Raw genomic sequence first — 25,211 nt, forward strand, 5'->3', positions numbered from 1 at the left:
TATGTGCTTCGCTAATGGCTTGTAGCCCCTGCAGGGGGCGTGGCTTAGACGCAAGTCCGTGCGCTGGATACCTGCGCGCACGAGACTTGCGTTATTCTTTATACCTTTGCGACTTAGAGTTATAGTGCAGGGTAGGCTTTAGAGTAAGGCGCTCCGCATAGCTCTGATGATCCGAGCAAGTATCTTTCGCTCCATATATATAGAAGCAATGAGACGTATCACTACCCTTGTCCCCGCAGCCCTGGGCCTTCTGGCACTCACGCTCGGTACGACAAGCTGTAAGACCAAGCAGGTAGAGCTGGAGGACTTCCAGATCTACGACAACCAGATCACGGCCTTCGCCCTCTCGACCGATGAGGCTACGCTGAAGGAGGCTGTGTCTGCTATCCCCTTCGTCATCCGCAATACGGCTACTGGGGCGATCTACAATACTCAGGCGCTCCCCTATAGCAGTGCCGACTACAATGTGCACCTGCGCCTGTCGAAGGCAGCCACCAATGCGACCGTAGAGGTCATCCTCGCTGACGGCACGAAGGTGACGTGGAAGGATGCTAAGCAGACCTTCAAGAGCAGCGACCTTCTGAAGGGTATCCAGCTGCGTATCACGACGGCTGGTAGTGGCACCTCGACGAACACCTATACCTATAAGGTGACCTTCAAGCGCTATCAGCAGGATCCCCATGCCTTCGCTTGGTCAGAGGCCTCCGTGACGGGACTTCCCGCCTTCAGCTCCACCTTCTCACAGGTCGAGCTCTCGGGCAATAGCGGTGCGCTCTACTACGTCAAGGCTGACGGGACGAATGCGGTGAGCAGCTTCACTACTCCTACGGGGGCTTGGACGACCTCCAGCCTCACGGGCCTCGGCTCGGGTGAGCGTCTCAGTTCGCTCCTCACCTATGGAGGCAAGCTCTACGCTACGACGAGCGGCTCGCGCCTCTATGAGGCTTCGGCACTCGGTACGGCGTTCACAGCGAAGACCTTCCCCACGACGGCTACCCCTCAGACACTCCTCGGCGGGCTCTCTGTCGATGGTAAGCCCACCCTCGCTCTCGTAGGGAAGACTGCGGCAGGTGCGACGACCTTCCTTGGCTACAACATATCTGCGGGTACGATCTCCACGATCGGAGAGACGCCCAGCACGTCCTTCCCCACGGCTGGTAGTACGCTGAGCTACGAGCTCACCGGTAGTAGCTATGACGGCGCTGCCCTCTATGTGTCGGGTGGCCGCACGGCTGACGGCAAGGCAAGCCCCAACCTCTGGGCGACGACCAACGGTACCGCTTGGCTCATCGTTGGCGGTAAGACCCAGGCTGGTGTCAGCGCTGTCTCCCAGAGTCAGGCCTACGTCGAGTCGCAGAAGCGTATCTATCACTTCGTCTCGACGGCATCGACGCTGGAGCTCTACATCTCGGATGACCGCGGTGCTACGTGGCAGGAGGCTCGTACGGTAGCCTTCTCGGGGCTGACCCGCACGGACTTCGCTGGTTATCCCGTCGTCGCCTTCCCCTCATCGGATGGCGAGACGGTCTACCTCCTGCGTGGGGCTAAGACCGCTGGAGAGTCTGCAAAGCTCTTCGTCGGGAAGTTCGGTGGTCTGAAGACTGTCACCGAATAGTCCCATCCCGCCCCTCGGCCGTATGCTCCGCCCGCTCGGCTTAGTCCTCCTCTTGGTAGGCCTCGCGGCTCGCCTCACTGCGCAGGACTATCGCTACGAACTGGGAGGGAGCGTCTCCTCAAGCTACTATCTCGGAGATATTGGACGTCGGGGACTCATAGCACCACAAGCGCCGGGGATAGCGTTAGAGCTTAGACGCCCGATGTCGCTGCGCTGGGCGCTTATGGGAGAGCTTGCCCTAAGAGGGCTGCGTGGTAAGGCGGACTATGCCGCTGATGCCTTCCCCTCATCGGGAGTAGGGAGCCGTGAGTTCCATCGCACCCTGCTGGACTTGGCTCTCGGAGGAGAGTTCAACTTCTTCCCCTACAGCGCACGCGAGCGCTACCTCGGCACGCGCTCTTGGACGCCCTTCCTCGGGGCAGGTTTGGGGCTCGCAGGCGGGATGAGTGATCATCGCCTACAGCTCTTGCCTGGTGTGTATGCCCGTCTCGGACTGAAGCTGTGCCTCAGTACGCGCTGGGGGCTCACGGCAAGCTGGTCGCTGCGTCGTACGTTCTCCGACCGACTGGAGGGGCTGGAGCCTTCGGTAAGCTGGATGGCTGACCCCTTTAGACTCGATGGAGGTCGTAGCCTCAAGGGCCATGATAGCTACGGCTACTGGTCCGTCGGGGTGCACTACAGCCTCTCGCCAGAGCGGCGGTACAGCTGTGACTAAAAGATATAGCTATATTTGTATAAGGTTAGGGGCATAGCCTCTGGCCTAATAAGACGATAAGAATAACGTGTCAACGACAATGTCCCCCCAGCCCTCTGCGCCCTCCACGGAGCTCCGCATCCCTGAGCACGTGGCTATCATCATGGATGGGAACGGCCGCTGGGCCAAGCAGCGTGGACTGCCGCGTACCGACGGGCACATCCGTGGCCAGGACGCTCTGAGAGCGACCCTGCGTGCTGCGGCGGAGTTCGGTATCCGCTATCTGACGGTCTACGCCTTCAGTACGGAGAATTGGTCCCGCCCTCAGGAGGAGGTCGATGCCCTGATGAGCCTGCTTGTCTCGGCGATTCACTCCGAGACCCCAAGCCTCATCGAGGAAGGGGTGCGTTTGGAGGCCATTGGCAATCTTAGTCGTCTACCCGAGGCCGCTCAGCAGGCCCTCCGTGAGAGTATCCAGGCGACGGCTGCCTGTGAGCGCATCACGCTCGTCGTGGCCCTCAGCTATTCCTCGCGCGACGAGATCCTGCGTGCCACCACCCAGATAGCCCGTGAGGTCGCCGAAGGTCGCCTCTCGGCAGACAGCCTTACCGAGGAGACTATCTCCGCTCACCTTGACACGGCTGCCTTCCCCGATCCCGACCTCCTGATCCGTACGGGGGGCGAGGAGCGTATCAGCAACTACCTGCTTTGGCAGGCCGCCTATGCTGAGCTCTTCTTCTCCTCGGTCTACTGGCCCGACTTCGGCCGAGAGGCCCTGCGTGAAGCCCTCGAGGCTTACACGGCACGTGAGCGCCGCTTTGGCAAGACAAGCGAACAAATACAACTGGAGGATTAGCCTTCGCTAAGGCCACTCCAGTACGACGATAATAAGATCCTATGCAGAGAATCCCCGCACTCCTACTCCTTGCCGCACTCCTGTCGGCAGGTGCAGTGGAAGCCGCACCCCATACCGCCCCTCAGCTGGCCGCTGACACGACGAAGACCACTTCGTCGGTCGTCATCGCGCCCTCCATCAGCTACGAGCGCCCCGTGACGAAGACCATCGCTGAGGTCAAGATCACGGGCTCGACGAGCTATGATGACTTCGTCCTGAGCAGCCTCTCAGGCCTCAATGTGGGGGACGAGATCCAGATCCCAGGGGCCGCACTGACCTCTGCGGTGAACCGCTTCCTCCAGTCGGGTTACTTCTCCAATGTCCGCGTCCTCATCAATAAGTACGAGGGGGATAAGGTCTTCCTGGAGATCGCCCTGACCGAGCGTCCACGTCTCTCTGAGGCTACCTTCACGGGTGTCTCTAAGGGGGATCGTGAGGAGCTCGAGAAGCGCACGGGCCTGAAGAAGGGGGCGCTCATCTCTCCCAATACCCTCGACCGTGCCCGCCAGCTCGTCAAGAAGTACTACGATGAGAAGGGCTTCCGCGAGATGAAGATGACAATCAAGGAAACCGAGGCTCCTGGCCAGCCTGGCTATGTGAACCTCACCCTCGACATCGACCGCAGCGGTAAGACGAAGGTGCGTAACATCTACTTCGAGGGGAATAGCTCCCTCACGGACTACCAGCTGCGTATGGCGATGGGGAAGACGAACGAAGGCTTCGCACTCTCGCGTGGCCGTGGTCTGTCTTCACTGCTGAAGATCTTCAAGCAAAAGAAGTTCGTCGACGCGGACTACAAGGAGGACTTGCAGAACCTCATCAAGCGCTATCAAGCAGCGGGCTACCGCGACGCCGAGCTGGTGAGCGATAGTATCGTACCCGTCCCTGGTACCCGCAAGGTAGACATCTACCTCAAGGTCAACGAAGGGCAGAAGTACTATATCAAGGATATCCGCTTCGTCGGGAACACGAAGTACCCCTCCGAGCTTCTCTCGCAGCTCCTGGCTATCCGACCAGGGGACGTCTACGACCAGAAGCGCCTCGAGAACCGTCTCTCCGTAGATGAGGATGCTGTCAGCAACCTCTACTATAATAATGGCTATATCTTCGCTGGCGTCGATCCCGTGGAGACCAACATCGTGGGCGACTCTGTCTCCCTCGAAGTGCGTGTCACCGAAGGACCTCAGGCGACCATCGATAAGGTGAAGATCCGCGGTAATGACATCGTCTATGAAGATGTCGTGCGCCGTGAGCTCTACACGAAGCCCGGTGTGCTCTTCAGTAAGGAGGACCTTATGAACTCCTTCCGTATCCTCAATCAGCTCGGTCACTTCGACGCGGAGAAGTCCGTGCCTAAGCCTGTGCCCAATCCTCAGAGCGGTACGGTAGACATCGAGTACGACCTCACGCCTAAGAGCAATGACCAGCTGAACCTCTCCATCGGTTGGAGCCAGACGGGTATCATCGGGTCGATCGGCTTTACCTTCACGAACTTCTCGATCCAGAACCTCTTCCGCCCCAGTATGTATAAGGGGATCATCCCTCAGGGGGACGGTCAGAAGCTCTCGATCAACGGTCAGACGAATGCCCGCTACTACAATCAGATCAGCGTCTCCTTCAGTGACCCTTGGTTTGGTGGTAAGCGCCCGAACCTCCTCTCGGTAAGTGCCTTCTACTCGCGTATGACGGCGATCAACCAGCGCTTCTATTCGGGGCAGGCTCGCAACTACTACGGCTCGGGCTACTACAATCCCTATTATAGTGGCTACGGCTATGGTGGCTATGGCAACTACTACGATCAGACGCGTCAGGCTCAGAGCTCACTCTACGAAGACTCCTACGACTCGGATAAGTCGCTCAGCATCTTCGGTCTGACCATCGCAAATGGTCGCCGTCTGAACTGGCCCGACAACTGGTTCCAGCTCACCGCTTCGCTGAACTTCACCCACTACCGACTCAATAACTGGACGTATAACACCTTCCAGAACTACCACCAGGGCTCGGCTAATGACCTCAATCTGGAGCTCCGTATCGACCGCAACTCCGTGGACAACCCCGTCTATACGCGTCGTGGCTCGGACTTCTCCTTCTCGGTCAGCTTCACGCCCCCCTACTCGCTCTTCGATAAGAAGGATTACTCCGATCCGTCTCTTCCCCTCTCGGATAGATACCGCTTCCTGGAGTATCACAAGTGGAAGTACTCTGGTAAGGTCTTCCTGCCGCTCATGAACCCCACGACTGTCAAGCGTACTCCCGTCTTGATGGCGCGCATCGAGGGCGGTATCATCAATAGCTACAACAAGTACAAGCGCTCGCCCTTCGGTACCTACTACATGGGTGGTGATATGATGTCTGGCTCTATGGGCAACTATATGAACGAGACCATCGGGCTGCGCGGGTATAAGAACGGCTCCATCGCTGGGGCTAACTACGACTACGCCTACTCGTATATGAAGGCTTCGCTCGAGCTCCGCTATCCGCTGATCTTCGAGCAGTCGACTACCGTTTGGGTCCTCGGCTTTGCTGAGGCAGGGAATGCTTGGTCGGATATCAGCCGCTACAATCCCTTCGACCTCAAGCGCTCGGCTGGTGTCGGTGTGCGTGTGATGATGCCTATGATCGGGCTCCTCGGGCTTGACTGGGGCTATGGCTTCGACCGACCCAACGGCTATAACGAGCGTGGCGGTAGCAACATCCACTTTGTCCTCGGGCGTGACCTGTAGTGACATAAGTCAAGGCCTCGGTGCGTAGAGCCTACGCGCCAAGGTGATGTCTCACACTAAATCCTAAGATTGCAGTATGAAGAAGATTCTTTTCCTTCTGGCCCTGCTCCTGCTCCCTCTCGGAGCTGCCAAGGCCCAGAAGATCGCACTCGTCGATATGGAGTACATCCTCAAGAAAGACCCCTCGTATGCGGTGATGAACCGCCAGATCGAAGACCTGTCGAAGAAGTGGCAGGCTGAGGTCGCTGGCTACGAGAAGAAAGCCGAGCAGGCCTACCAGTCTTATCAGAGCGAGGCTGCCCTGCTCTCTGCCCAGCAGAAGAAGCAGCGTGAAGAGTCTATCGTGGCGCTCGAGAAGCAGGCCTATGAGCTCAAGCGTAAGTACTTCGGTCCCGAAGGGGAGCTCTTCAAGAAGCGCGAGTCGCTGATGAAGCCCATTCAGGATCGCGTATGGGCCGCTATGAAGGAGCTCGCTCGTCGCGGTGGCCTCCAGCTCATCATCGACCGCTCCTCCTCTAAGATCGTCTACGCTGACCCAGGTCTGGATATCAGCGAAGCCGTCGTCTCGACCCTCGGTCTTGACCGATAGTAATAGTCAAATCAACTAATTAAACGTAATAACCCAAGACAATGAAGAAGTTCCTCATTTCCCTCCTCCTGATGCTCCCTCTGGCATTCTCTGCTAACGCTCAGCAGAAGATCGGGGTCGTCAACACCTCCGCCATCATGGAAGCCCTGCCCGATGTCAAGGCTGCTACCACGAAGATCCAGGATCTCGCTAAGCAGTACGACTCTGAGATCAAGCGTATGCAGGATGAGCTGAAGGTGAAGCTCGAAGCTTATCAGAAGGAAGAAGCCTCTATGACCGACGTCATCAAGAAGCGCCGTCAGCAGGAGCTCCAGGAGATGGAGTCTCGCACGCAGAATAGCTATCAGATGATGCAGGAAGAGATCCAGAAGGAGCAGGAAAAGCTCATGGCTCCTATCCGCACGAAGGTCACCACGGCTATCAACAAGGTTTGTGAAGCCAACGGCTGCGCTTACGTCTTCGAGTCAGGTGTGCTCCTCGCTATGGGTAGCAGCGCTCTCGACCTGACGCAGGCTGTCAAGGATGCGCTCGGCATCAAGGCTACGGCTGCAGCTGCTGCCGCTCCTAAGGCTACCGGCCGCAAGTAATCAGCGTCGTCGCTGATCGCTCCGGCACTTCGGCGATAGACCGGTAATAAGCCCCAGGTACTCGCGATGAGTGCCTGGGGCTTGCTCTTTGTATGGGGTGGGGGAGAAGGCGTGCAGTGCAGGAGTGCGCCCTCATGTGGGGATAAAAAGTGAGCGACGATCGCCTCTCGGTGATCGCCGCTCTTGCAGATTGATTCACATCATTGGATGTTCCTTAGGTGGGCCCAATAGGATTCGAACCTATGACCCCCTGCTTGTAAGGCAGGTGCTCTAAACCAGCTGAGCTATAGGCCCTAAGTGCTGTGCTTTGAGACATGCTCCTTCCCGATTACCCGGCGGTGTGGGCCCAATAGGATTCGAACCTATGACCCCCTGCTTGTAAGGCAGGTGCTCTAAACCAGCTGAGCTATAGGCCCGCTTAGGGTTTAGGAGGACGGAGCTGTCCTTTTTGCTCGGCAAAGTTAGGAATTATTTTTGATAGAGCCAAGTCTTTCGTCTGGCCTCGCCACGGAAGCCCCCTTCTCTTTGGGGCTGCTTGGCGGGGGCAGGGCATTTCCCTCCCCTGATATCGCTACGTTCATCGTAGCGGTGGAGGGGGCTTGCTATACCGTATATATAAGGGCGTACTTGGTATGCGGGAGCGAAGCTATATAGGGCTCGGGGAGTAACCAGTACTGGTCACTTTTCTACCCTCACGAAGATGTGCTCCTGGCGGGTGTGGGGAGAGGAGGGTGCTGTGTGCAGGAGGTGCGTCCGTCTCTGCCTGAGAAGGGGGCGGTCTGATGGACAGGGTGGGGCGCAAGGAGTGGTGCTATGATATTGGTTTTCACTATATTTGTGCGAATATTTGCCATGGGAGGAGTTCGTGCCCTTCGAGCACTCCGCCATTGCCTCTAAGCCGTGCCGTTCACCTTCGCATGGGCATCACCAGCGCACCTCCCTATTGTCTTAATCTCATTGTGATGTATGAATACACCCACGAACAAGCTTCACTACGAAGCCCCGTCGGTCGACTGCTTTTAGCTGATCTGTGAGTGTGTGGCTTGGGGCGAGAGGTGCTGTGGTATGCCAAGCAGAGGATGTTGCCCAGCTTCGCACGTCGTAGGCTGCATATGAGCAAGCCCCTTGCTGGTATCCCCTTTCCCCGAAGGGGTGGTGTGCATCTATATTGGTCAGCGGGTGCACCTATATGAGGTTGTTGCTCCGCGTAGGGATAAAAGTTGCGGACGAGGGGCAGATAAGTTGGGGCTACGTACGTAGCTCTAATATCTACGTGCGTGGATATTTGGATTGACGTGCCTGGTCTTTAAGACTACGTGCATAGACAGAAGAAAACCACTACGGGAGGATGCTTTTTCCTTCACGAGAAGGACACTTTTCCCTCCGCAGGATAAGAGGAATGCGCGCGATAAAGCGAAGGGCTTGTGTATCTCTTCGGAGAGGCATATCCCCCAGTGCTGGATAGGGACGAGATGCCGCGGACAGACAGCATATCGCATCATTCGGTGAGAGAGCGGATCGGGTAAGAGGGCAGATACCTACTGCTCGGTATTTTGCTTTGGGCGGGTATAAAGGCTTGTATTTCTTCATCCTTCTGTGTACGTTTGTACTACACAAGCGAGCGTAATCCTGCACCGACCAGAGCCCCTATCTGTGGGGCTTCGTAGTGGTGCTCCCCTTCCTCTTATCTCACCTCTTTCTCCCCTCTCTGAGCCTCCGCTACGGAGCGCCTACGAGCAACCCCTGATTAGGGAACTTTATCTATATTTGTAGTGGTCCTACACGCCGTAGCTCCGCTCTAAACCAATCGAGAACATGTTACAGGAATTCACCCTCAACCGTGGTAGAGCGATCATCAACTTTACCTCGAAGTACTGCGATAACCGCCGTAAGATCCTCACCAGCTACGCCTATAGCCGGGTCGTCGAATCCTTCATCGCCCATCTGCGCAGAGATAACCCCGTCATCTATGAGGCCTTCATCCAGGGCTTCCGCGATGAGGACGAGCTGATACGTGACTTCATGGAGGTCATCCGCCTACTGAGCGTCTGCAGCGTCGAAGAGATCCTCGAGGTGAACAATAAGTATGCCCCCTTCTTCAAGGACCGTGACCTCTTCCTCGAGGTCGTCGAGCTCCTCTATCACTACTGGCGCCGTATGGAGCGCATCGCCGTCGTCCACAACCAGCGTCAGGGAGATGGTGTGCAGAACGTCCGCTTCGTCCAGGCTTATGAGCTCTTCAACGAGCTGATCCTCTCGATCTACCGCCGCACGAAGGAGGTCGTCAATGGCTTCGCAAGTAAGGTCTACCGCCAGACGACCGCTGGGGCCAACGCTGGGCTTATCCTCATGGATGCCCCTTGGAACTACCCCATGGAGTATAAGGGCCTCTCTGCGATCCCCTTCATCAACTCCATCGTCATCAACCCTCCCTACGTCACCTACACGAAGAAGAATACGCGCGACGGCATCTTCCGCGAGCATACGCTGAATCCCGTAGCGAACATGATCCTCAACGAGGACGAGTGGTTCCTATACCCCGCTAAGGTCGGCGATCTCCTGGCCTTCGTCTACTTCCACAAGGACTTCATGTGCCACGGCCTTGGGCTGGCCAACCTCTTCGAGCTGGCGCAGGAAGATGAGTACATCGGTAAGAAGCCCGATATGATCTATATCTTCGGCTATCCCGATGGACACGATGAGAAGCGTACCTTCTACTACAAGGACAAGAAGAACGATATCCTCATCGGCTACGCCAACTACTGCGATGAGATCGACTACTTCGGCTACATGAAGAAGATGCTCCTCACGCTGCACAACCTCAAGCAGATGAGCCGTGGCAACCTCCCCATCCACGGGGCTATGGTCAATATCATCCTGAAGAATGGCCGTGAGGCAAATATCATCATCATGGGCGACAGCGGCGCTGGGAAGAGCGAAAGCCTCGAAGCCTTCCGCACGCTCAACGAGAAGTATATCCGCCACATGCGCGTCATCTTTGACGACATGGGTTACCTCCGCCTCGGTGATGATGGTGTGGTGCGTGCCTACGGTACGGAGATCGGTGCCTTCGTCCGCACCGACGACCTCGATCCTACCTACGCCTTCAGCCAGCTGGACCGCGGGATCTACACGAACCCCGATAAGGTCAATGCCCGCGTGACCATCCCCATCTCGACGTACGAGCTGATCTCGAAGGGCTTCCCCGTCGACTACTTCCTCTACGCCAATAACTACGAGGATGTAGAGAAGAAGATCAGCCTCTTCAGCGATATGGAGGAGGCTATCAAGGTCTTCGAAGCAGGTGCACGTCGTGCCAAGGGGACGACGACCGAGCAAGGTCTGGTCACCTCGTACTTCGCCAACCCCTTCGGTCCTGTGCAGGAGCAGGAGCTGGCCGGTCAGCTGATTCGCCAGTTCTTCGCCTCACTCTTCGAGCACCACGTCAAGGTCGGGGAGATGCACACCGGTCTGGCTGTCGAAGGCCTGTCGAAGACTGGCCCTCGCGCCGCTGCCGAAGAGCTCTTCAGCATGATCAACGAGGACTAAGGCGCTCCGCCTGATCTCCTATATACAATACGCCCCCGCAGACGCATCGTCGGTCTGCGGGGGCGTATGCTTTATTAGTAGGCCACTGCTGGGAGCTCTTCCCGATAGAGGCGGTAGCCGAAGAAGGCAAGGGCAAGGAGAAGGTAATAGAGGAGGAGCGCGCCGAGCGCCAGCGGATAGTGGAGCATGAGTGCAGGGATCCCTTCGGCAAGTGCCACACCCTCCCGCATCAGCCCTGCGCCCCATTCCAGCGGAGCAAGGAGTCCGCTCGGTGCCGTCCCGATGAGAGGGAGAAGGAGGAAGATGAGGAGGCTCGTAGGGATAAGGAGCGCCGAGAGTGGTACGACAAGGAGCGTCGTCCAGAGGAAGGCCAGCGAACTCTCACCGAAGAGATAGAGGCTCAGTGGTAGGAGGAGGGGCTGTACGGCAAGCGTCATCGCAAGGAGCGCCCACAGATAGCGTAGGAGGGGTTGGCGTAGCTCGCCAAGCAAGCCCTCAATGGGGCGGTAGAAGAGACGTATGCTGATGATCGCAAGATAGGTCATGAGGAAGCTCGCACTGAAGAGGCTCGTCGGGGCATAGAGGAGCTGGAGGAGGGCGGGCAGGGTGAAGACCTCGAGGAGGCAGGCTGGGCGACGCAGGAGGCGAAAGCCAAGATACATCGCGAGCATACCCGCAGCACGTAGAGTAGGGATGCTCGCTCCCGTGAGGAGGGTGAAGGCCCATGCGGCAGCGAGGAGTAGGGCGCACCGCAGTCGGTCTCTCCGCCTCACGTAGGGTATGTAGCGTAGAAGTAAGGTCAGCGCCCCGATGACGACGGCTAAGTGGAAGCCACTCACCGCTAAGAGATGCGCTACACCGCCCCGCACGAAGCTCGCACTGACCTCCCTGCCGAGTGCATCGTGGCGCTTCTCACCGAGCGCCATCGCGATGAGGAGATGCTGGGCATAGGGGCTGAGTGCGCTCGCTCGGATATGTGCCGTAAGTCCATCTCGGAGCCTGCGGGCATAGCATGTAGGGGCGTGGAGGAGGAGTGTAGCGCTGGGTGTCGGCTGGTAGGCAAGGATATGGGCACGACCAAGGGCGGTCACGCCTTCGCTCAGGAGGTAGCGGGCGTAGCCCTCCCGCTCGGCGGGTAGCTCACGGACATAGCTTAGCCTGTCAAGGCTGAGGGTAAGGGTATCGCCCACCCGAATAGAAGCACTATCGGGGCACCTGCAGGTGAGTTGGAGTAGGGCAGTGGGGGTATGGCCTTCGCCTAAAAGGCGGATGCGCAGGCGGAGCGTGGCGTCCTGGACTTCTTCCTCTTCGGTGAGGACGGCACGCTGGGGCGTGTGGAGTGGTAGCCTCACTTCGGTGATTGCCTCGACGCTGTGGGTGTAGTAGAGGCGTGCTGCCAGAAGCAGTAGGAGTGTGAGCCCGAGACGGAGCGCGTGGGTGCGGCCTACTTGCGCGACATAGTGGCTGAGGCGTGTGCCTTCGGCGAAGGAGACGAGCGCCCCATAAAGGAAAGCTCCTCCGCCACAGAGGGCCAAGCCGAGGCTCAGCGCTCTATGGGGGAGGAGCTCTGTGGAGAGATAGCCGAGGAGGAGGATACCGAGGGCGAGGGTGGTGTAGCTACGGCTCACGGCCGTGACCACCGAGGCGACGAGTCCCCGCTCGTAGCTTAGACGAAGCCTATGGACGAGAGAGTTCCTTGAGGCTATGGATAGCGGCCTTGGGGTCTTCATGCGAGAAGACGTAGCTCCCTGCCACGAGGACGTCGGCGCCAGCCTCTACGAGGGCGGCACCCGTCGAGACGTTCACTCCGCCGTCGACTTCGATGAGGGTAGAGAGTCCGCGCTCATCGATCATACGACGCAGGCGCTGGACCTTGTCGATCGTCTGAGGGATGAACTTCTGACCGCCGAAGCCGGGGTTGACACTCATCAGGAGGACCATATCGAGGTCAGCGAGCACATCGCCGAGGAGCTCTACAGGTACATGAGGATTGAGGGTCACTGCGGCCTTCATCCCTGCGTCCTTGATCGCACCGATGGAGCGGTGCAGGTGTGGGCTGACTTCGTAGTGGACGTTCATCGTGTCGACCTTCAGAGCTGCCAGCTCGCGGACGAACTTCATCGGCTCTACGATCATCAGATGCACATCCAGCGGCTTCTCGATGATGGGGCGGATGGCCTCAAGGATGGGGAACCCGAAGGAAATATTGGGCACGAAGACGCCATCCATGACGTCGATGTGGAGCCAGTCGGCCTCGCTCTGGTTGATGAGGCGCACGTCCTCTTCCAGGCGAAGGAAGTTCGCCGAGAGGAGCGAAGGCGATATGATCGCCTGCTTCTTGCTCATGGGTCTGGAGTGAAAGGGGGGTGAGGGAAGGGAGGGGGGTTAGAAGAGCGCAGCTAAGAGGCGCAGCTGACGAAGCGTCTCTTGGTGCCGAGGCTGTGTGCGCTCGAAGGCTGTACGGGCAATAAGATTGAGTTTTTCTTTGTCAGTACGGGGGTAGGCTTGTTGCATAAGCAGTTTGGAATAATGAATGAATAATGGATGCCCTGGGGTAGCACCACGCTGGGGCGTACCCCAGGGCATAGATATAACGTAGTGTCCTCGAGGTCTATTATCCCCCGATGGACGTCTGAGAGAGTTACTTGAGGAGCTCCTTGATACCGCCGAGCGAGGAGAGTACGCCAGAGGCTTCGTAGGGGAGGTAGACGGTCTTGTTGTCCTGCCCAGAGGTCATCTCCTTGAGGGTCTCGAGGTAGCGGACAGCGATGAGGTACTGGGCGGGGTTGGCGCCTGAGCCTTCGACAGCCTGAGCAATCTTGCGGATGGCCTGAGCTTCGGCTTCGGCGGTGAGGAGCTTGGCCTCGGCCTCGGCCTTAGCGTGGAGCACCTGAGCTTGGCGTTCCCCTTCTGCGTGGTTGATCGCCTGCTGCATACGCCCTTCGGACTCACGGATCGTGGCTTCCTTCTGCCCTTCGGCATTGAGGATCTGCGCACGCTTGTCACGCTCGGCACGCATCTGCTTCTCCATGGCGTCACGGATGTCGCGGGGAGGATTGATATCCTGCAGCTCGACGCGGTTGACCTTCACACCCCACTTGTTCGTAGCCTCGTCGAGGATGATGCGGAGCTTGTTGTTGATGGTGTCGCGGCTGGTGAGCGTCTCATCCAGGTCCATTTCCCCGATGATGTTACGCAGGCTCGTCTGGGTGAGCTTCTCGATAGCGTCGGGGAGGTTCTGGATTTCGTACATCGCACGCATGGGGTCTACGATCTGGAAGTAGAGGATCGCGTTGATCTCAGTGACGACGTTATCCTTCGTGATGACGCTCTGGCGGGGGAAGTCATAGACGGTCTCACGCAGGTCGATATTCGTGATCTCGGTGAAGCGCACGAGGGTCTGCCCGTTGGCTCCTGGCAGCGTGTAGCGCCAGCGCATAGGACGTGGACGGTCGATGAAGGGGATGATGATGTTCACCCCAGAGGACAGCGTGCGGTAGTAGCGGCCGAGTCGCTCGATGATGACCGTCTGAGACTGCTGGACGATGCACAGCCCCTGGTAGATGGTGACGATAGCCAGGACACCGACGACGATGGGGATAATGAACTCAATAGGCATGGTAGAGAAGAGTATGAAGGTGATTTATTGAATAGGCTCGACCTGAAGGACGAGGCTGGTATAGCCAGTGATACGGACTTCGCTCCCTGCGGGGAGGTCGTGGGCGACGGAGGAGACAGCACGCCAGCTATCGCCATCGACAGCGATGCGGCCACCACCATCACCTACCTTGATGGCTTCGCTCACGAAGGCCTTGCGGCCGATGAGTGCATCCATACCCGTCTTGGTGTCGCGGGCTGCGAACCAGCGTGCCATCAGGGGCTTCAGTAGCCACAGGGCAAGGAGGCTACCGACGCCGAAGAAGATCGCTTGGATGAGCCAGCTTCCGCCGAAGAGTGCAGGGACAATAGCCAGCAGGGCACCCACACCAAAGCAGGCCAAGATGAAGCCTGGCGTGATGACCTCGAGGGCGAAGAGTATGAGCGCGGCGACGAGCCACAGCTGCCATACTGGAAGGAGGGAGATGAATTCGGGCATAATCGATTCGGTCCTTAGTAAGAGAGGTGTTGTAGCAAAGTTAGCCAAACTCTATTACTATTCCTATCTCCCTCCATGAGAAAGATAGGAAGGGATGGAACAGTTTACTTTAGAGGTCGTTCACGATGATTTCTTCCACCAGACATTTGCTGGAGTAATGTACTTGAACTCAAACGTAATTGAAGCTTCCTCGCTTTCCAACCATTTCCCAAGGAACTCTTGGAACTCTCTGATGATGGGAGATGAGTCGCCATCTAGACCAAAGATAAACTCAGGAAAGTAACCTATCGCAGGGTTCCTCCTATCCACATCCAAACTCCAAATAGCCTTAGGATAGAGAAGCCTATATCTCCTTTCATCTTCTCGATATTGCTCAATAAAAATAGGAATGAAACTTTCTATATTCTCCACTATAATTTGCTTCATCTTCTCGTCCATTTTAGGGTGGCACATTCCAACATTGGATTGTGGTTCAGTGTTGATATGCGCTAGCCTCCAGAGGTTGTAGCAGGTGATAAGATCGAGAGGCTTTGATTCCTCAACATATCGTAGGAATAGGGCCTCTTTAATGGCCTCAATCTCGTCTTGAGTAAATGGGAGCTTGTTGACGTTATCTTCATCACCAGCAATACAGCTCAGATAGCGTAGTGCCCCCACTCTAGTATCTGGATGCTCAAAGATCTCTTGGAATATGGATTTGAGATTAGCCTCCTTGAGCTGCTGCTTGAGGGAGTCTATCTTTTCTGTTACTTGATTTGTGTGAAAGTAGCGACTGGGATCTGAACATAGATAAAGAAGGACTTGTAGCAGGATCTGTGCCTTCTCCTGGCTTTCAGCAGGTTCTCTTCTTACTTTCTGGATGAGATCAGTAATTTGACTGGCTCTTTTCTGCTGGATATAGGCCTTTATCTCTTCGAAAGAAAGGTTCATATGCTCACGGAATTCAGTCTCGTCAATTTCGCATTCTCTAAGTGTTCCATAAAAGTATCTCTCTATGTAGTCACTGTGATTCGCCTGTAAAGGGGCTGCCTTTCGGTTTTCTCCCCACACCATTCCCATAAGCTCGATTACTAGACCTACATTCTTAATCTGAAGACTGTCCTGATGCTTTGAAAGGTATCTGCTGGGGTGAATTGTCCCGCCATATAGTGGATGGTCTGGTAGGGGGGCTGTTGCTGAAGAGCTCTGTTCTTCTCCCTTCCCAAGTATATCGAGCACATATCGATCTTCTCCTATCCTGAAGATTCGTTTGTAGTTCACTCGCAATAGGTCAAATACACGGGGATATTGGATGCGTATCAGTTCTATAATGAACCAGTCGAAGAGAGCGACATTGCCCTCAAGCTCCCTACGATGTGATGATAGGGTGTTGCAGATCCGCTTAATTATTCGGAGTGTGGGAAGATGGTAGGTGAGCTGAAAACCAGAGCTTTTAATAGTTTTCCAAAGGTCACCATATCCAATCCTCTTTAGCCCCTCTCTAAGAGCCTCCTCTAGTTGCTCGGGGGTGATCTTTGCTAGAGAATATTCCTCCTGCAGGATCTTCTCCATATAGCGGTCGGTATGTTTGTCAAACTTCTTTTGTAGCTGGGAGGCAACATACTCCTTATCATAAGCAAGGATGTAGCTCATGTTAGGGAAGGATGAGATATTGCGCACCAAACTAAAGAGTTCTGTTAGCTCTTCTCCATCAAGACGGTCTACATCATCGATGAAGATCATTATCTTCCTTCCGAGCTTACAGATCTTTTTCTTCAAGAACTCGTACTGTTCACTTGTACTCTTTGCTTTGAAGCCTTGAGGTAAGAGACGCGCTCCAAGTTGTATCCAGGAATTGTTTTCTTTAGACAAGATGTAATCAACATATTGCATAAATCCCGAGGCTAATGCAGAGCTATAGGGGGCTAGCGTACGGCTGAGTTCCTCAAAAAAGATCTGTGTCAGATTGGGCGACTTGCGGTACATCCAAGGGTTGAAGTCCAATAGGATTATCTCCTTGTGATGGTGCTCTCTTAGATACTGCTGCATAGCTAGCATGAAGGAGGTCTTCCCTGATCCCCAAGGAGCTGTGAGGCCTAGCGTAAATGCAGCGTTCGAGGTGTCCGTTTGAAATATCTTTTTAGATAAATTCTTTGCTTCTTCTATTCGTCCAAGAAGATCCTCATCCTCTGGGGTCCAAGGGCATTCTACTGCATACCCTAATATAGAGTCTTCTGCCCCTTCTTGCTTATGCTTTGGGTACTTCCGTGACCACCACGCTACCAATGCTGCCAATGCTACACAGCTCCCCAAGATAGGGAGGAGATCTACATAGCAGATCCCTGGTATGGGGGTTGGAGTAGCTACGTAGTCTTCGACTCCAATAAACCGATAGTATGCCCAGCCCACAAGTAGGACGGCAGTCCAAGCACGCACACCTTCACTAATGACATATCTCCTCCGACAAAGGACATAGGTATAGGTTAGTGCAGTCACAATTATCCCACACCATACGATGAAGCTCCCCCAGCTGGGTGCAAAAGACTGTAGGAGTGCTACGAGCTTACTCTCAAAGGTGGGATGAAAGAAGATATAGAGGATAACTAAGGCAACGAGCCGCCACTGGCGCTGGAGGTAGGCAAATAGCCTGTCTATGACTTGGTTAATCTTTGTTTTTGGGGAGGAAGAGGGCGTAGACTTTGATACCATAGGCATGGGGTTTATCTGCTGGAGGGGCGGGTGATGAGGGGTATTATGTGGGGTAAAATTAGCGAATTATCAGCTTTCCGGATATAGGTGAAGCTTCTTCGCTTTCGCGGTGGAAGAGGGGGACGGAAGGGCGGTCGGGAGGTGAAAAATAGAGGGGCTGTAAGTGCTTATTGTAGAGCAAGGTGGGAGGAGGCGTGGAGGAGGGGAATTGCGACCAGTACTGGTCAGCGATCGAACCAGTACTGGTCACCCATAGGAAGCAGTACTGGTCACTGCGCGAAGTAGTACTGGTCAGACGAGTGACCAGTACTGGTTGATTTTTGAGGGCGCAGGCCTTCCACCTCGAACCGTGAGGGGGCGGGGAAGAGGCGGAGGGAAAAGGTGGGGATTATTCGCCGAGGAAGGCGCGGTAGTCGGCGAGGGTCTCGCGGGTGAGGAGGGGGCGGTTGGCCGCACTGAGGGGAAGGAGGAGCGAGCCTTCGGGGAGGGCGGGAAGGAGTCCCGTCGCAGAGGTAGCGCGCTCACGGAAGGTTTTGAGGTCGCTTGCTGTGGGGAAGCCTTCGATAAGGTAGCCCTTGAGCCCCGTCTCCGTAGGGAGCGGGCTGACCTGGAGCGTCCACTGCGTGAAGTGTGAATAGGCGAAGCTCATCAGCGCGAAGTACACCTCGTGGCGCGGTAGGCTCCCCTCGGGGTAGAGGAGCACGAGGCTGACGACTTCTCCCGCTGTGGTTGGGGCGAAGGTCGTGGCAGGCCCTTCGGTCTCGCTTATCCCCTCGGTGCTACCCGTCACGGGGCGAGTGAGGAGGGGCGGAGTGGTGAGGGTGCGTCCCGCGCGTAGGGCGGCGAGCAGGCTCGACGCGTAGGGCATCAGCGGGGTCTCGGGATAGCGCTGGACGAAGTCCTCCAGGCGCTTGCGTAGCTGGGCCTCTTGTCCTGCCTGCGCCTCGGTGAGGGCGGTGAGGAGGAGTGCCTTCGGGCGCAGGTCTTCGTCGTGATAGGGGAGGGTGTCCAGCTCGGTGAGGTACTCGCGAGTACGGCTGACATCGCCCGTGCGGTAGGCTTCGTAGGCGGCATCATACAGCTCGGTGGAGCGGTTGGCAAGCCTTTGGAGGGAGTGTCTGAGCTCGGGAGAATGGAGGAGCTTCGCACGGGGAGAGTTGGGGAAGAGGCGTAGGTATTCCCTGCGTAAGCCTTCGGCCTTGGCATCACGACCCTGCCGGAGGGCGAGGAGGATCTGACGGTAGGCGACTTCTTCCCGCTCGGCGAAGTGGGGGAAGTCCCTGAGGAGGCACGTGTAGAGGGCGCCCACCTCATCGAGGCGCTGGAGCGGGTCGTCGAGGACGGATGCCATACGGAAGAGGGCGCTGGCGAGGGTGTCCGTCAGCGCTTTGCGTGCCTTGGGGGTGAGGGGAAGGGCACGGAGGTAGGCTTCACGGCTTCGGCCTCTATCGGGTGAAGTGGCATCGGAGGCGCCTGTCTCCTCGGTAGTAGTGGGGGCTACGAGTGCGGCATCGAGGGCGCGCAGACTGCGGTTCCAGTCGTCGGTGAGTGGACGGCTCCCCCAGCGCTGGCGGAAGGCGATACGGCCGAGAGCGATCTGCTGAGGGTCGTCGAAGTAGAAGCCCGCGGAGGTGCTTCGTGAGGTCGTGGTCGGTTCGTCGAAGGGCGAGCGAACGGCATCACCGAGATCGTGCGCCTTCTCCCCCGAGGCTTCGGCACGAGCGATGAGGCTATCGATGTGGCGCTCCAGCTGGTCGGTGGGGAGAGCGGCAAGGCGAAGGAGGCTGTCGGCACGATGGGCGGTGCGTGCGTGGGGGGCGAGGAGGCGAAGTCCGGGCAGGAGTCGCTCCACCGTAGCGTAGTGGGGGTGCTGGCGCTGGAGGAAGGGGAAGGCCTTCTCGAGGGCTTCGGCAGCCTCTACGTAGTGCTGATCTTCGAGCTCCAGCAGGCCTAAGCGGGTGTAGGCTTCGGTAGCGGCGCCGTGCAAGGTCTGTGCCGAGTCGATGCTCTGCCGTAGGGCGGTGCGGGCGGCTTCGCGCTGGTCGGAGGCAAGGAGCGCTTCGGCCAGAGCGAGGTAGATGGCGGAGCGGTGGGGGGCATAGCGGCGTAGACGTGCCAAACGCTGCAGGCGATGGATACCCGCCTCGCTCTCGGTGGTGAGGGCAAGCGTGCGGAGCTGGGCGGCGAGCTCAAGGGCAGGCTGGGGGCTTGTGCGCTCCGCACGGGCAAAAGCCGCCTTTGCGGCCTCTCGCGCGCCCTGAGCTTCGAGGATCTGCCCGATGAAGAAGGAGAGGCGGGCACGCTGTAGGGCGGTCTTCTCCGAGCGAGCAAGGACGGTGAGGTGCGTGAGGGCGGTGGAGTCTTCTCCACGGGCAAGAGCAAGTTCGGCCGCTGCGGTATGGTAGAGTAGGGGTGCTTGGCGGAGGACTTCTCCCTCATGACGGGTGGCGTGCTGCAGCTCCTCCTCGGCATCGAAGAGCTCGCCACGCAGGGTGTAGAGACGGCAGAGGTAGAGGCGGACGACGTCGCCGACCTCGGGCTCGGTAGCGTAGCGTCGGAGGATGTCGGTGAGGGTGGTGTGTGCTGCGGGGAGATCACCGCCATAGAGCTGACTGCGGGCGATGAGGAGCCACGCCTCGGCGAGGGCGGGATTGTACTCAGTCTTCTCCTGCATACGTACGGCACGAGGGTCTTGCCTCCAGTGGGCAGGGCGAGTGGGCTTGCGGGAGATGCTATGCTCTTCGATGGCTTTGGTGGCCTTCTCTATGGTGCGGGAGAAGCGGGGGGCAGCGCCGGGTGTCGTGGCGCGAGCGAGGACGGGGTCGACCGGCAGACGGAGCGTATAGTCGTCGGTCGTGCCATCGAGTGCGGTCTGGTAGGTGGTCTGGTACGCCTCGCGAGCATTGTAGAGGACGTTGTAGCGCGTGACGAAGGCCTGCCACGTGCGGGAGCTCGCGGTATTCACGCGTCGGGAGCATGCCCCGAGGAGCGCAAGGAGAAGGAGAAGGGAGCCGAGTGCGCGGGGGCTTAGCCTCGGGCGTGCTGGGCCCTGCGTCGTGTGATGGCGCTGAGACATTTGCCGAGGGCAAGGAAGAGGAAGAGCAGGAGGATGATCAGCACACCTGAGGGGACGCTGATGAGGTAATAGCTTAGGAGTAGGCCGCCGACGTTGGCGATGAGGCAGAGGACGATGGAGCCGTAGATGATCTTGCGGAAGTCCGCCGTGAAGAGCCCGATAGTCGTCTGGGGAAGGGTCAGGAGGGAGAGGAGGAGCATGATACCCACCGAGCGGATCGTCAGCACGAGGCTCACGGCGACGAGGATGAGTAGTCCGCGCTCCCACAGCCCGACATTCATGCCACGCACACGGGCGAAGTCGCGGTCAAAGGCGGTATAGAGTATCTGTCGGTAGCCGACGCTGAAGAGCGCTATCAAGAGGACGGCAAGGAGGGCGAGGGCGATGAGGTCGCCCGCCGTGACCAGTAGGATATTCCCGAAGAGATAGGCGGGGAGGCTGGTGGCGTAGCCAGGGGTGAGCGTCATGAAGAGCACGCCGAGGGCCATGCCGAGTGCCCAGATGCTGGCGATGGCGGAGTCCTCACGGATGCCTTCGGTACGGCTGAGCTTGCCGATAGAGAAGGCGGCGAGGATGGCTGCACCCGCAGCAGAGAGGATGGGATTGATGCCGAGGTAGATGCCGAGTCCTATCCCACCGAAGGAGGCGTGCGTGATACCGCCACTGACGAAGACGATGCGTCGCACGACGATATATGCCCCCACGATACCGCAGACGATGGCGGTAAGGAGGGACGCCGCAAGGGCGTTTTGGAAGAACTGATAGGCGAAGATACTCGGCATGGTGTCGAGGTCGGTGCGCTGGGGACTTAGGCTGCGGGGCTGGGCTCGTGACGGCCGACGATGGCGTGGTAGTCGCGGTTCTCCCCGACGATGAGGTAGAGCTCGGGGCGGAGCGTCTCGGGGAACTCGACGCCACGCAGCTGGAGGCTACGCACCCAGGCGGGCACTTCGTCGGCATCGAGCGTGAGGAGGACGTCGCGGAACTCCTCGACTTCGCTCTCCTTGTAGGCGCTGGCACTACGACCCTTGAAGCGGTCCAGCTCCTCGTCATCGAAGTACTCGATACGCTTGCTGACGGCAGCCAGCAGGCTATCGGTCTCGCAGGTCAGGTGGTTGCCACAGCAGCCCTCTCCGTGGGGTAGCTCCTGAGGCTCGGGCTCGATGACCTCGCCACGGGCGATGCGTCGGGCCTTGAGGTACGACTGTATGGTGGCTGCGAGAGCAGCGATGGCGCCGAGGACGGCGAGAGCGATGACTATGACGAGGATACTTCCCATTGAGAGTTAAATCAAATCTATTCGTGAGTAAACTATGCTTAAGCATAAGTATATCTATGCAAAGATAGTTCATTCGTGAGGACTGAGCCTCTCCGTGAGGAAGGGTGTATGAACCTATATTGGTCGGTGGGCTGACCTATATAGAATGACGCTGCGACCTATATAGGTCGTCGTCGCGACCAATATAGGTTCGCCCGCTGACCAATATAGGTCGCAGAATCGTCTTCACGCCAATGCAGACTCCATAGCTGATGAGAGCTTGGCGTAAAGCCCTGTAGATGGGGGCTATGCTCCTATGTGGAGAGAAAGAGAGCGGGGCGGAGCAACTGAGTCGTTGCCCCGCCCCGCTGCGGTATCGTGTGTAGTCAGCTACGCACTTAGAACATATACTGTACGCGGAGCTGCAGTGCGTTGACCTTCTTCGTGTCGGACTGGCCCCACTGCTTGACCTGCATGTGGTGGTAGTTCAGACGCAGTGCGACGTACTTATTCCAGTAGTAGGAGAGGCCAGCGCTGTAGTCGGTCATCTTACCTGCACCAGCCATGCCTGCGATGTTTGAGTTCGTCAGCGCATTGTTGTCGGTGAGGTCGAGGAAGCCGTAGCCGACCATGAGCTCGAGGTTGCCGGAGTTAGGAGAGTCGACCCCCGAGGTGACGTAGTTGTACTTATAGTCTACGGGGTTGATGATCATCCCACGGGCAGAGACATAGAAGCCCTTGGTGTCGTAGGCATTGCCCCCGACGCGGTTCACGTGCGACCAGTAGTACTGGCTGCTGACTTGGACGTTGTGGAAGATCCCCTGGAACTCCGCTGTGAACTTATTCTCCCAGCGGGCGTCCGTCAGGTCGAGCGACATAGCGTTGCGCTTGTCGACGGCCGTGAGGTACTTCTTCGCGTAGGCGATGTGCGAGCCGCCCTTGAGGTCCGATTCGGACTTCACGTGCATACCGCTGAAGCCGATGTGGAAGCCAGCTCCCTCAGTCAGCACGGGGCGCCAGACGAGGCGGCCCGCTACGGTGTAGCCCTGTGCGCCCTTGTCGGTGCTGGTGGTGAGAGCGGAGTTGTCAGCGAAGGCACCATACTGCCACCAGATGTGGTCGTTGGAGATGGTATGCATGATACCGATACGACGGCCTGGCTGGTAGACGTTCGCTTCGGGCTCATCGAGGTACTCCTTGCTGGCAGAGCTGTAGGCCGAGGAGAGACCGAAGGGCACGGTGTAGTGACCGGCGCGGATGAAGTTATTCTTGTTAAAGCTATACTGCAGGTAGACGTCCTTGAGGGAGACCTTGTTGTTCGTGAAGGAAGCATCTCCACGGAAGTACCAGTTGTCGCCGTAGTACGCCTTGAAGCCGATACGCATATCGCGGATACCGATCCCATCGTTCATCGTGCCATCCTGCGTCTTGGCGGCATCATTCTGCGAGTAGGTCGCAGCGTCGAAGAGGGCACGACCCGTGACCTTGACCTCGACTTTCTCCTGTGCATTTGCCGCAGTCAGGGCAGAGAGCGAAGTGACTGCGATGAGAAGACTATGCTTGATATTCATGTGTTAGTAACTTCTTGCTTAGGATAAATAGAGTAGGGCTTAGAGGCTGTCCTCGATCTTGTCGTAGGCGCGGATAGCCTGGAGGAAGCGGGCGTTGACATCGCTCATCAGGTAGAGACCGTCAGCGTTGCGCTTGAGACCCTTGAGCTGGAGCGGGTAGACCATCGGGGGATTCTGCAGGTTGAGCTGCTCGATGCCACGGAGCTGCTTGGTCGTCTGGTAGACGATGTTGATGTCGCAGTAGAGCTTGCCGTCCTTGCCTTCGAACTTCTCGATGACGACCTTGCTACCGATAGGCGTCTTCTTCTCGATGGAGTTGGGGAGCTCGTAGGGCTCTACGTCGAGGGCTGCCGTGACGGAAGCGATGTTGGAGTCGTGCCCGCAGAGGAAGGAGAACTTACGGCCCTTGGCGTTCAGCTCATCATACATATAAGTAAGGAGAGGGTGAGCGACGTTGACAGCGACGATGGGTGCAGCGAAGAGCACATCACCGTAGACGTCCTTGATACGTGCGATCTGCGTCCAGTCCTCGAGCGAGAGGTCATGACCGAAGGCAGCCTTCTTGGCATCGGGCTCTTCATAGTACTGGAGGATGAAGGCGTCGGAGCAGGTGTTAGCGTCTTTGAGTGAGCCCTTCATGCGAGGCTCTTCGCCACGCTCGAGGAGGATCTCGGTGTTGTAGTTGTCGAAGGCGCAGAGCTTACCTTCCTTGCAGGCGGGGGAGTCCTTGAGGTCGAGGGTCGAGGCCGTGATCTCGTAGGCCTTCTTGAGGTCCTCGTTGATACCGCGGATGCCGCGCTTACCGCCCATAGCTGCGATTTGCTTGAGGGCTTCCTTCTTGAAGGACTCGCTGATCTTCGTCAGACGGGGGAAGAAGACGGGGTCCATCTTACTGGGGACGTAGCGGTGGTTGACCTGGATGTCTGCTACGGGGAGGAAGGCGGTGGTGAAGTAGCGTGCAGTGGCGATACAGCGCTGCATGCTATTAGCGTAGATGTTTACTTCGTCTTTTGTGGGGTTTGCGTTTTCCTTGAATAGGCCTGCATCGACGGCCCATTTACGGAAGTAGAGGCCGAACTGATTTTCCAGTGCGCCACCTCGTGAGGTGAGTTCGCTTGCGCCAGCAGTCCATGCGAACCAGGGGTGCATGGTGACCTTCTCGAGAAGGCTTCCCTTGGTGGAGAGTGGGGCGCGGATGTTGTGACGGCTCAAGATGACCGCCTCAGAGAGCGTGTACTTGTCCTTGAATTCTTGACTTCTCTGCTTCTGAGCAAAGAGGGAGGGCGCGACCGCGAGTAGCAAAAGTAGCGCCACTGAGTGTTTGAACTGTCTCATACGATATGATATAAATAAGTCCTCTTCGCGAGGATGTGACCGAATGCACCTGTAGTAGCTCTGTCTAAGTGGGCAGGGAAATAGATCTTCCCCTTCCTAAATCGAGACTTGACAAATATAGTGATATTTGACCTTTCTGTATTTGGAATGCCCTTGTTTTTAAAATATGTATGGCTGTTCTCTCGCTATCTTTAAGTCTCTTTTGGGCGAGTGATGTGCCTAAATCAGATCGGGGTATCGCTCTTATATATAGGTAGTTGTGAGAAGCTTCGGAGGAGGGTGATTGCGACCAGTACTGGTCAGCGATCGAACCAGTACTGGTCACCAATAGTAAGCAGTACTGGTCACCGCGCGAAGTAGTACTGGTCGGATGAGTGACCAGTACTGGTCGCAAAGCCCCCTGGATACGGGCTTTGCGGAGGCGGCTGTATGAGTATATACTATTTGTATGGGGATAGCGTATAAGGATCAGCGCTCTTGCTAAGGGCGCACAGCCTTTCTTGATGCCATGAAGACGCCTCCTCTGAGGAGCCTA

At 57.3% G+C, this 25,211-nt stretch carries 18 protein-coding genes and 2 tRNA genes; 7 read left to right on the forward strand and 13 right to left on the reverse strand.

From position 1 onward, the window contains the following. The first annotated feature begins 208 nt into the window (after window positions 1–208). From HMPREF1121_RS04920 to HMPREF1121_RS04945, 6 genes are all read left to right on the forward strand, one after another. The gene (locus HMPREF1121_RS04920; protein ID WP_044115050.1) at window positions 209–1,615 is read left to right on the forward strand and encodes a DUF6242 domain-containing protein; all 1,407 of its coding nucleotides are present in this window, start codon (window positions 209–211) and stop codon (window positions 1,613–1,615) included. Window positions 1,616–1,637: 22 nt separating this feature from the next. Beyond that, on the forward strand, window positions 1,638–2,330 hold the full coding sequence (locus HMPREF1121_RS04925; RefSeq protein ID WP_156946052.1) for a DUF6089 family protein: 693 nt from the start codon (window positions 1,638–1,640) through the stop codon (window positions 2,328–2,330). Between the two features lie 79 nt (window positions 2,331–2,409). After that, window positions 2,410–3,165: an isoprenyl transferase gene (locus HMPREF1121_RS04930; protein WP_044115053.1), complete on the forward strand. Its 756-nt coding sequence runs from the start codon at window positions 2,410–2,412 to the stop codon at window positions 3,163–3,165. Window positions 3,166–3,206: 41 nt separating this feature from the next. After that, entirely contained in the window at window positions 3,207–5,927 is a 2,721-nt protein-coding gene (locus tag HMPREF1121_RS04935) for a BamA/OMP85 family outer membrane protein (protein WP_052353601.1), read from the forward strand. Between the two features lie 76 nt (window positions 5,928–6,003). Continuing rightward, window positions 6,004–6,516 (forward strand): OmpH/Skp family outer membrane protein, encoded by a 513-nt coding sequence (locus tag HMPREF1121_RS04940; RefSeq protein ID WP_044115055.1) that lies wholly within the window; start codon window positions 6,004–6,006, stop codon window positions 6,514–6,516. Window positions 6,517–6,557: 41 nt separating this feature from the next. Then, the gene (locus HMPREF1121_RS04945) at window positions 6,558–7,103 is read left to right on the forward strand and encodes an OmpH/Skp family outer membrane protein (RefSeq protein WP_044115057.1); all 546 of its coding nucleotides are present in this window, start codon (window positions 6,558–6,560) and stop codon (window positions 7,101–7,103) included. Between the two features lie 219 nt (window positions 7,104–7,322). Here the strand turns inward: HMPREF1121_RS04945 and HMPREF1121_RS04950 are convergent. Then, a tRNA-Val gene (locus HMPREF1121_RS04950) sits at window positions 7,323–7,397 on the reverse strand. A 47-nt stretch (window positions 7,398–7,444) separates the two neighbouring features. Beyond that, a tRNA-Val gene (locus HMPREF1121_RS04955) sits at window positions 7,445–7,519 on the reverse strand. A gap of 1,399 nt (window positions 7,520–8,918) precedes the next feature. Here HMPREF1121_RS04955 and HMPREF1121_RS04960 point away from each other — a divergent pair. Then, window positions 8,919–10,652 carry a phosphoenolpyruvate carboxykinase gene (locus HMPREF1121_RS04960; protein ID WP_044115058.1) on the forward strand — a complete coding sequence of 578 codons (1,734 nt, stop codon included), beginning with the start codon at window positions 8,919–8,921 and terminating at the stop codon, window positions 10,650–10,652. 74 nt (window positions 10,653–10,726) lie between these two features. On the opposite strand, the gene HMPREF1121_RS04965 is transcribed toward HMPREF1121_RS04960, so the two are convergent. The 11 genes from HMPREF1121_RS04965 to HMPREF1121_RS05010 all read right to left on the reverse strand — a co-directional run bounded on the left by HMPREF1121_RS04965 (window position 10,727) and on the right by HMPREF1121_RS05010 (window position 24,676). After that, window positions 10,727–12,382: a ComEC/Rec2 family competence protein gene (locus tag HMPREF1121_RS04965; RefSeq protein WP_084151963.1), complete on the reverse strand. Its 1,656-nt coding sequence runs from the start codon at window positions 12,380–12,382 to the stop codon at window positions 10,727–10,729. Then, window positions 12,330–12,998, reverse strand: coding sequence for a ribulose-phosphate 3-epimerase (gene rpe, locus HMPREF1121_RS04970; protein ID WP_044115060.1), 669 nt, complete (start codon window positions 12,996–12,998; stop codon window positions 12,330–12,332). The genes HMPREF1121_RS04965 and rpe overlap by 53 nt, the downstream gene beginning before the upstream one ends. Window positions 12,999–13,037: 39 nt before the next feature. Further along, window positions 13,038–13,166: a hypothetical protein gene (locus HMPREF1121_RS08890; RefSeq protein WP_255327144.1), complete on the reverse strand. Its 129-nt coding sequence runs from the start codon at window positions 13,164–13,166 to the stop codon at window positions 13,038–13,040. 127 nt (window positions 13,167–13,293) lie between these two features. Further along, the gene (locus tag HMPREF1121_RS04975; RefSeq protein WP_198019160.1) at window positions 13,294–14,271 is read right to left on the reverse strand and encodes an SPFH domain-containing protein; all 978 of its coding nucleotides are present in this window, start codon (window positions 14,269–14,271) and stop codon (window positions 13,294–13,296) included. Window positions 14,272–14,295: 24 nt separating this feature from the next. Further along, a complete protein-coding gene (locus tag HMPREF1121_RS04980; RefSeq protein ID WP_044115062.1) occupies window positions 14,296–14,748 on the reverse strand; it encodes an NfeD family protein in 453 nt (150 codons plus the stop codon). A gap of 120 nt (window positions 14,749–14,868) precedes the next feature. Then, window positions 14,869–17,436 carry a KAP family P-loop NTPase fold protein gene (locus HMPREF1121_RS04985; RefSeq protein ID WP_198019161.1) on the reverse strand — a complete coding sequence of 856 codons (2,568 nt, stop codon included), beginning with the start codon at window positions 17,434–17,436 and terminating at the stop codon, window positions 14,869–14,871. A 388-nt stretch (window positions 17,437–17,824) separates the two neighbouring features. Beyond that, window positions 17,825–20,512 (reverse strand): type IX secretion system periplasmic lipoprotein PorW/SprE, encoded by a 2,688-nt coding sequence (locus HMPREF1121_RS04990; RefSeq protein ID WP_044115065.1) that lies wholly within the window; start codon window positions 20,510–20,512, stop codon window positions 17,825–17,827. Next, window positions 20,464–21,294, reverse strand: coding sequence for a metal ABC transporter permease (locus tag HMPREF1121_RS04995; RefSeq protein ID WP_044115066.1), 831 nt, complete (start codon window positions 21,292–21,294; stop codon window positions 20,464–20,466). Before HMPREF1121_RS04995 ends, HMPREF1121_RS04990 begins: the two co-directional genes overlap by 49 nt. Window positions 21,295–21,320: 26 nt before the next feature. Beyond that, window positions 21,321–21,782: a phospholipase gene (locus HMPREF1121_RS05000; protein ID WP_156795182.1), complete on the reverse strand. Its 462-nt coding sequence runs from the start codon at window positions 21,780–21,782 to the stop codon at window positions 21,321–21,323. A gap of 386 nt (window positions 21,783–22,168) precedes the next feature. Next, on the reverse strand, window positions 22,169–23,341 hold the full coding sequence (locus tag HMPREF1121_RS05005; protein ID WP_044115067.1) for a porin: 1,173 nt from the start codon (window positions 23,339–23,341) through the stop codon (window positions 22,169–22,171). 39 nt (window positions 23,342–23,380) lie between these two features. Continuing rightward, window positions 23,381–24,676, reverse strand: coding sequence for a histidine-type phosphatase (locus HMPREF1121_RS05010; protein ID WP_044115069.1), 1,296 nt, complete (start codon window positions 24,674–24,676; stop codon window positions 23,381–23,383). Window positions 24,677–25,211 lie beyond the last annotated feature (535 nt).

The organism is Porphyromonas sp. KLE 1280 (assembly GCF_000700805.1).
Classification (GTDB): Bacteria; Bacteroidota; Bacteroidia; order Bacteroidales; family Porphyromonadaceae; genus Porphyromonas; species Porphyromonas pasteri.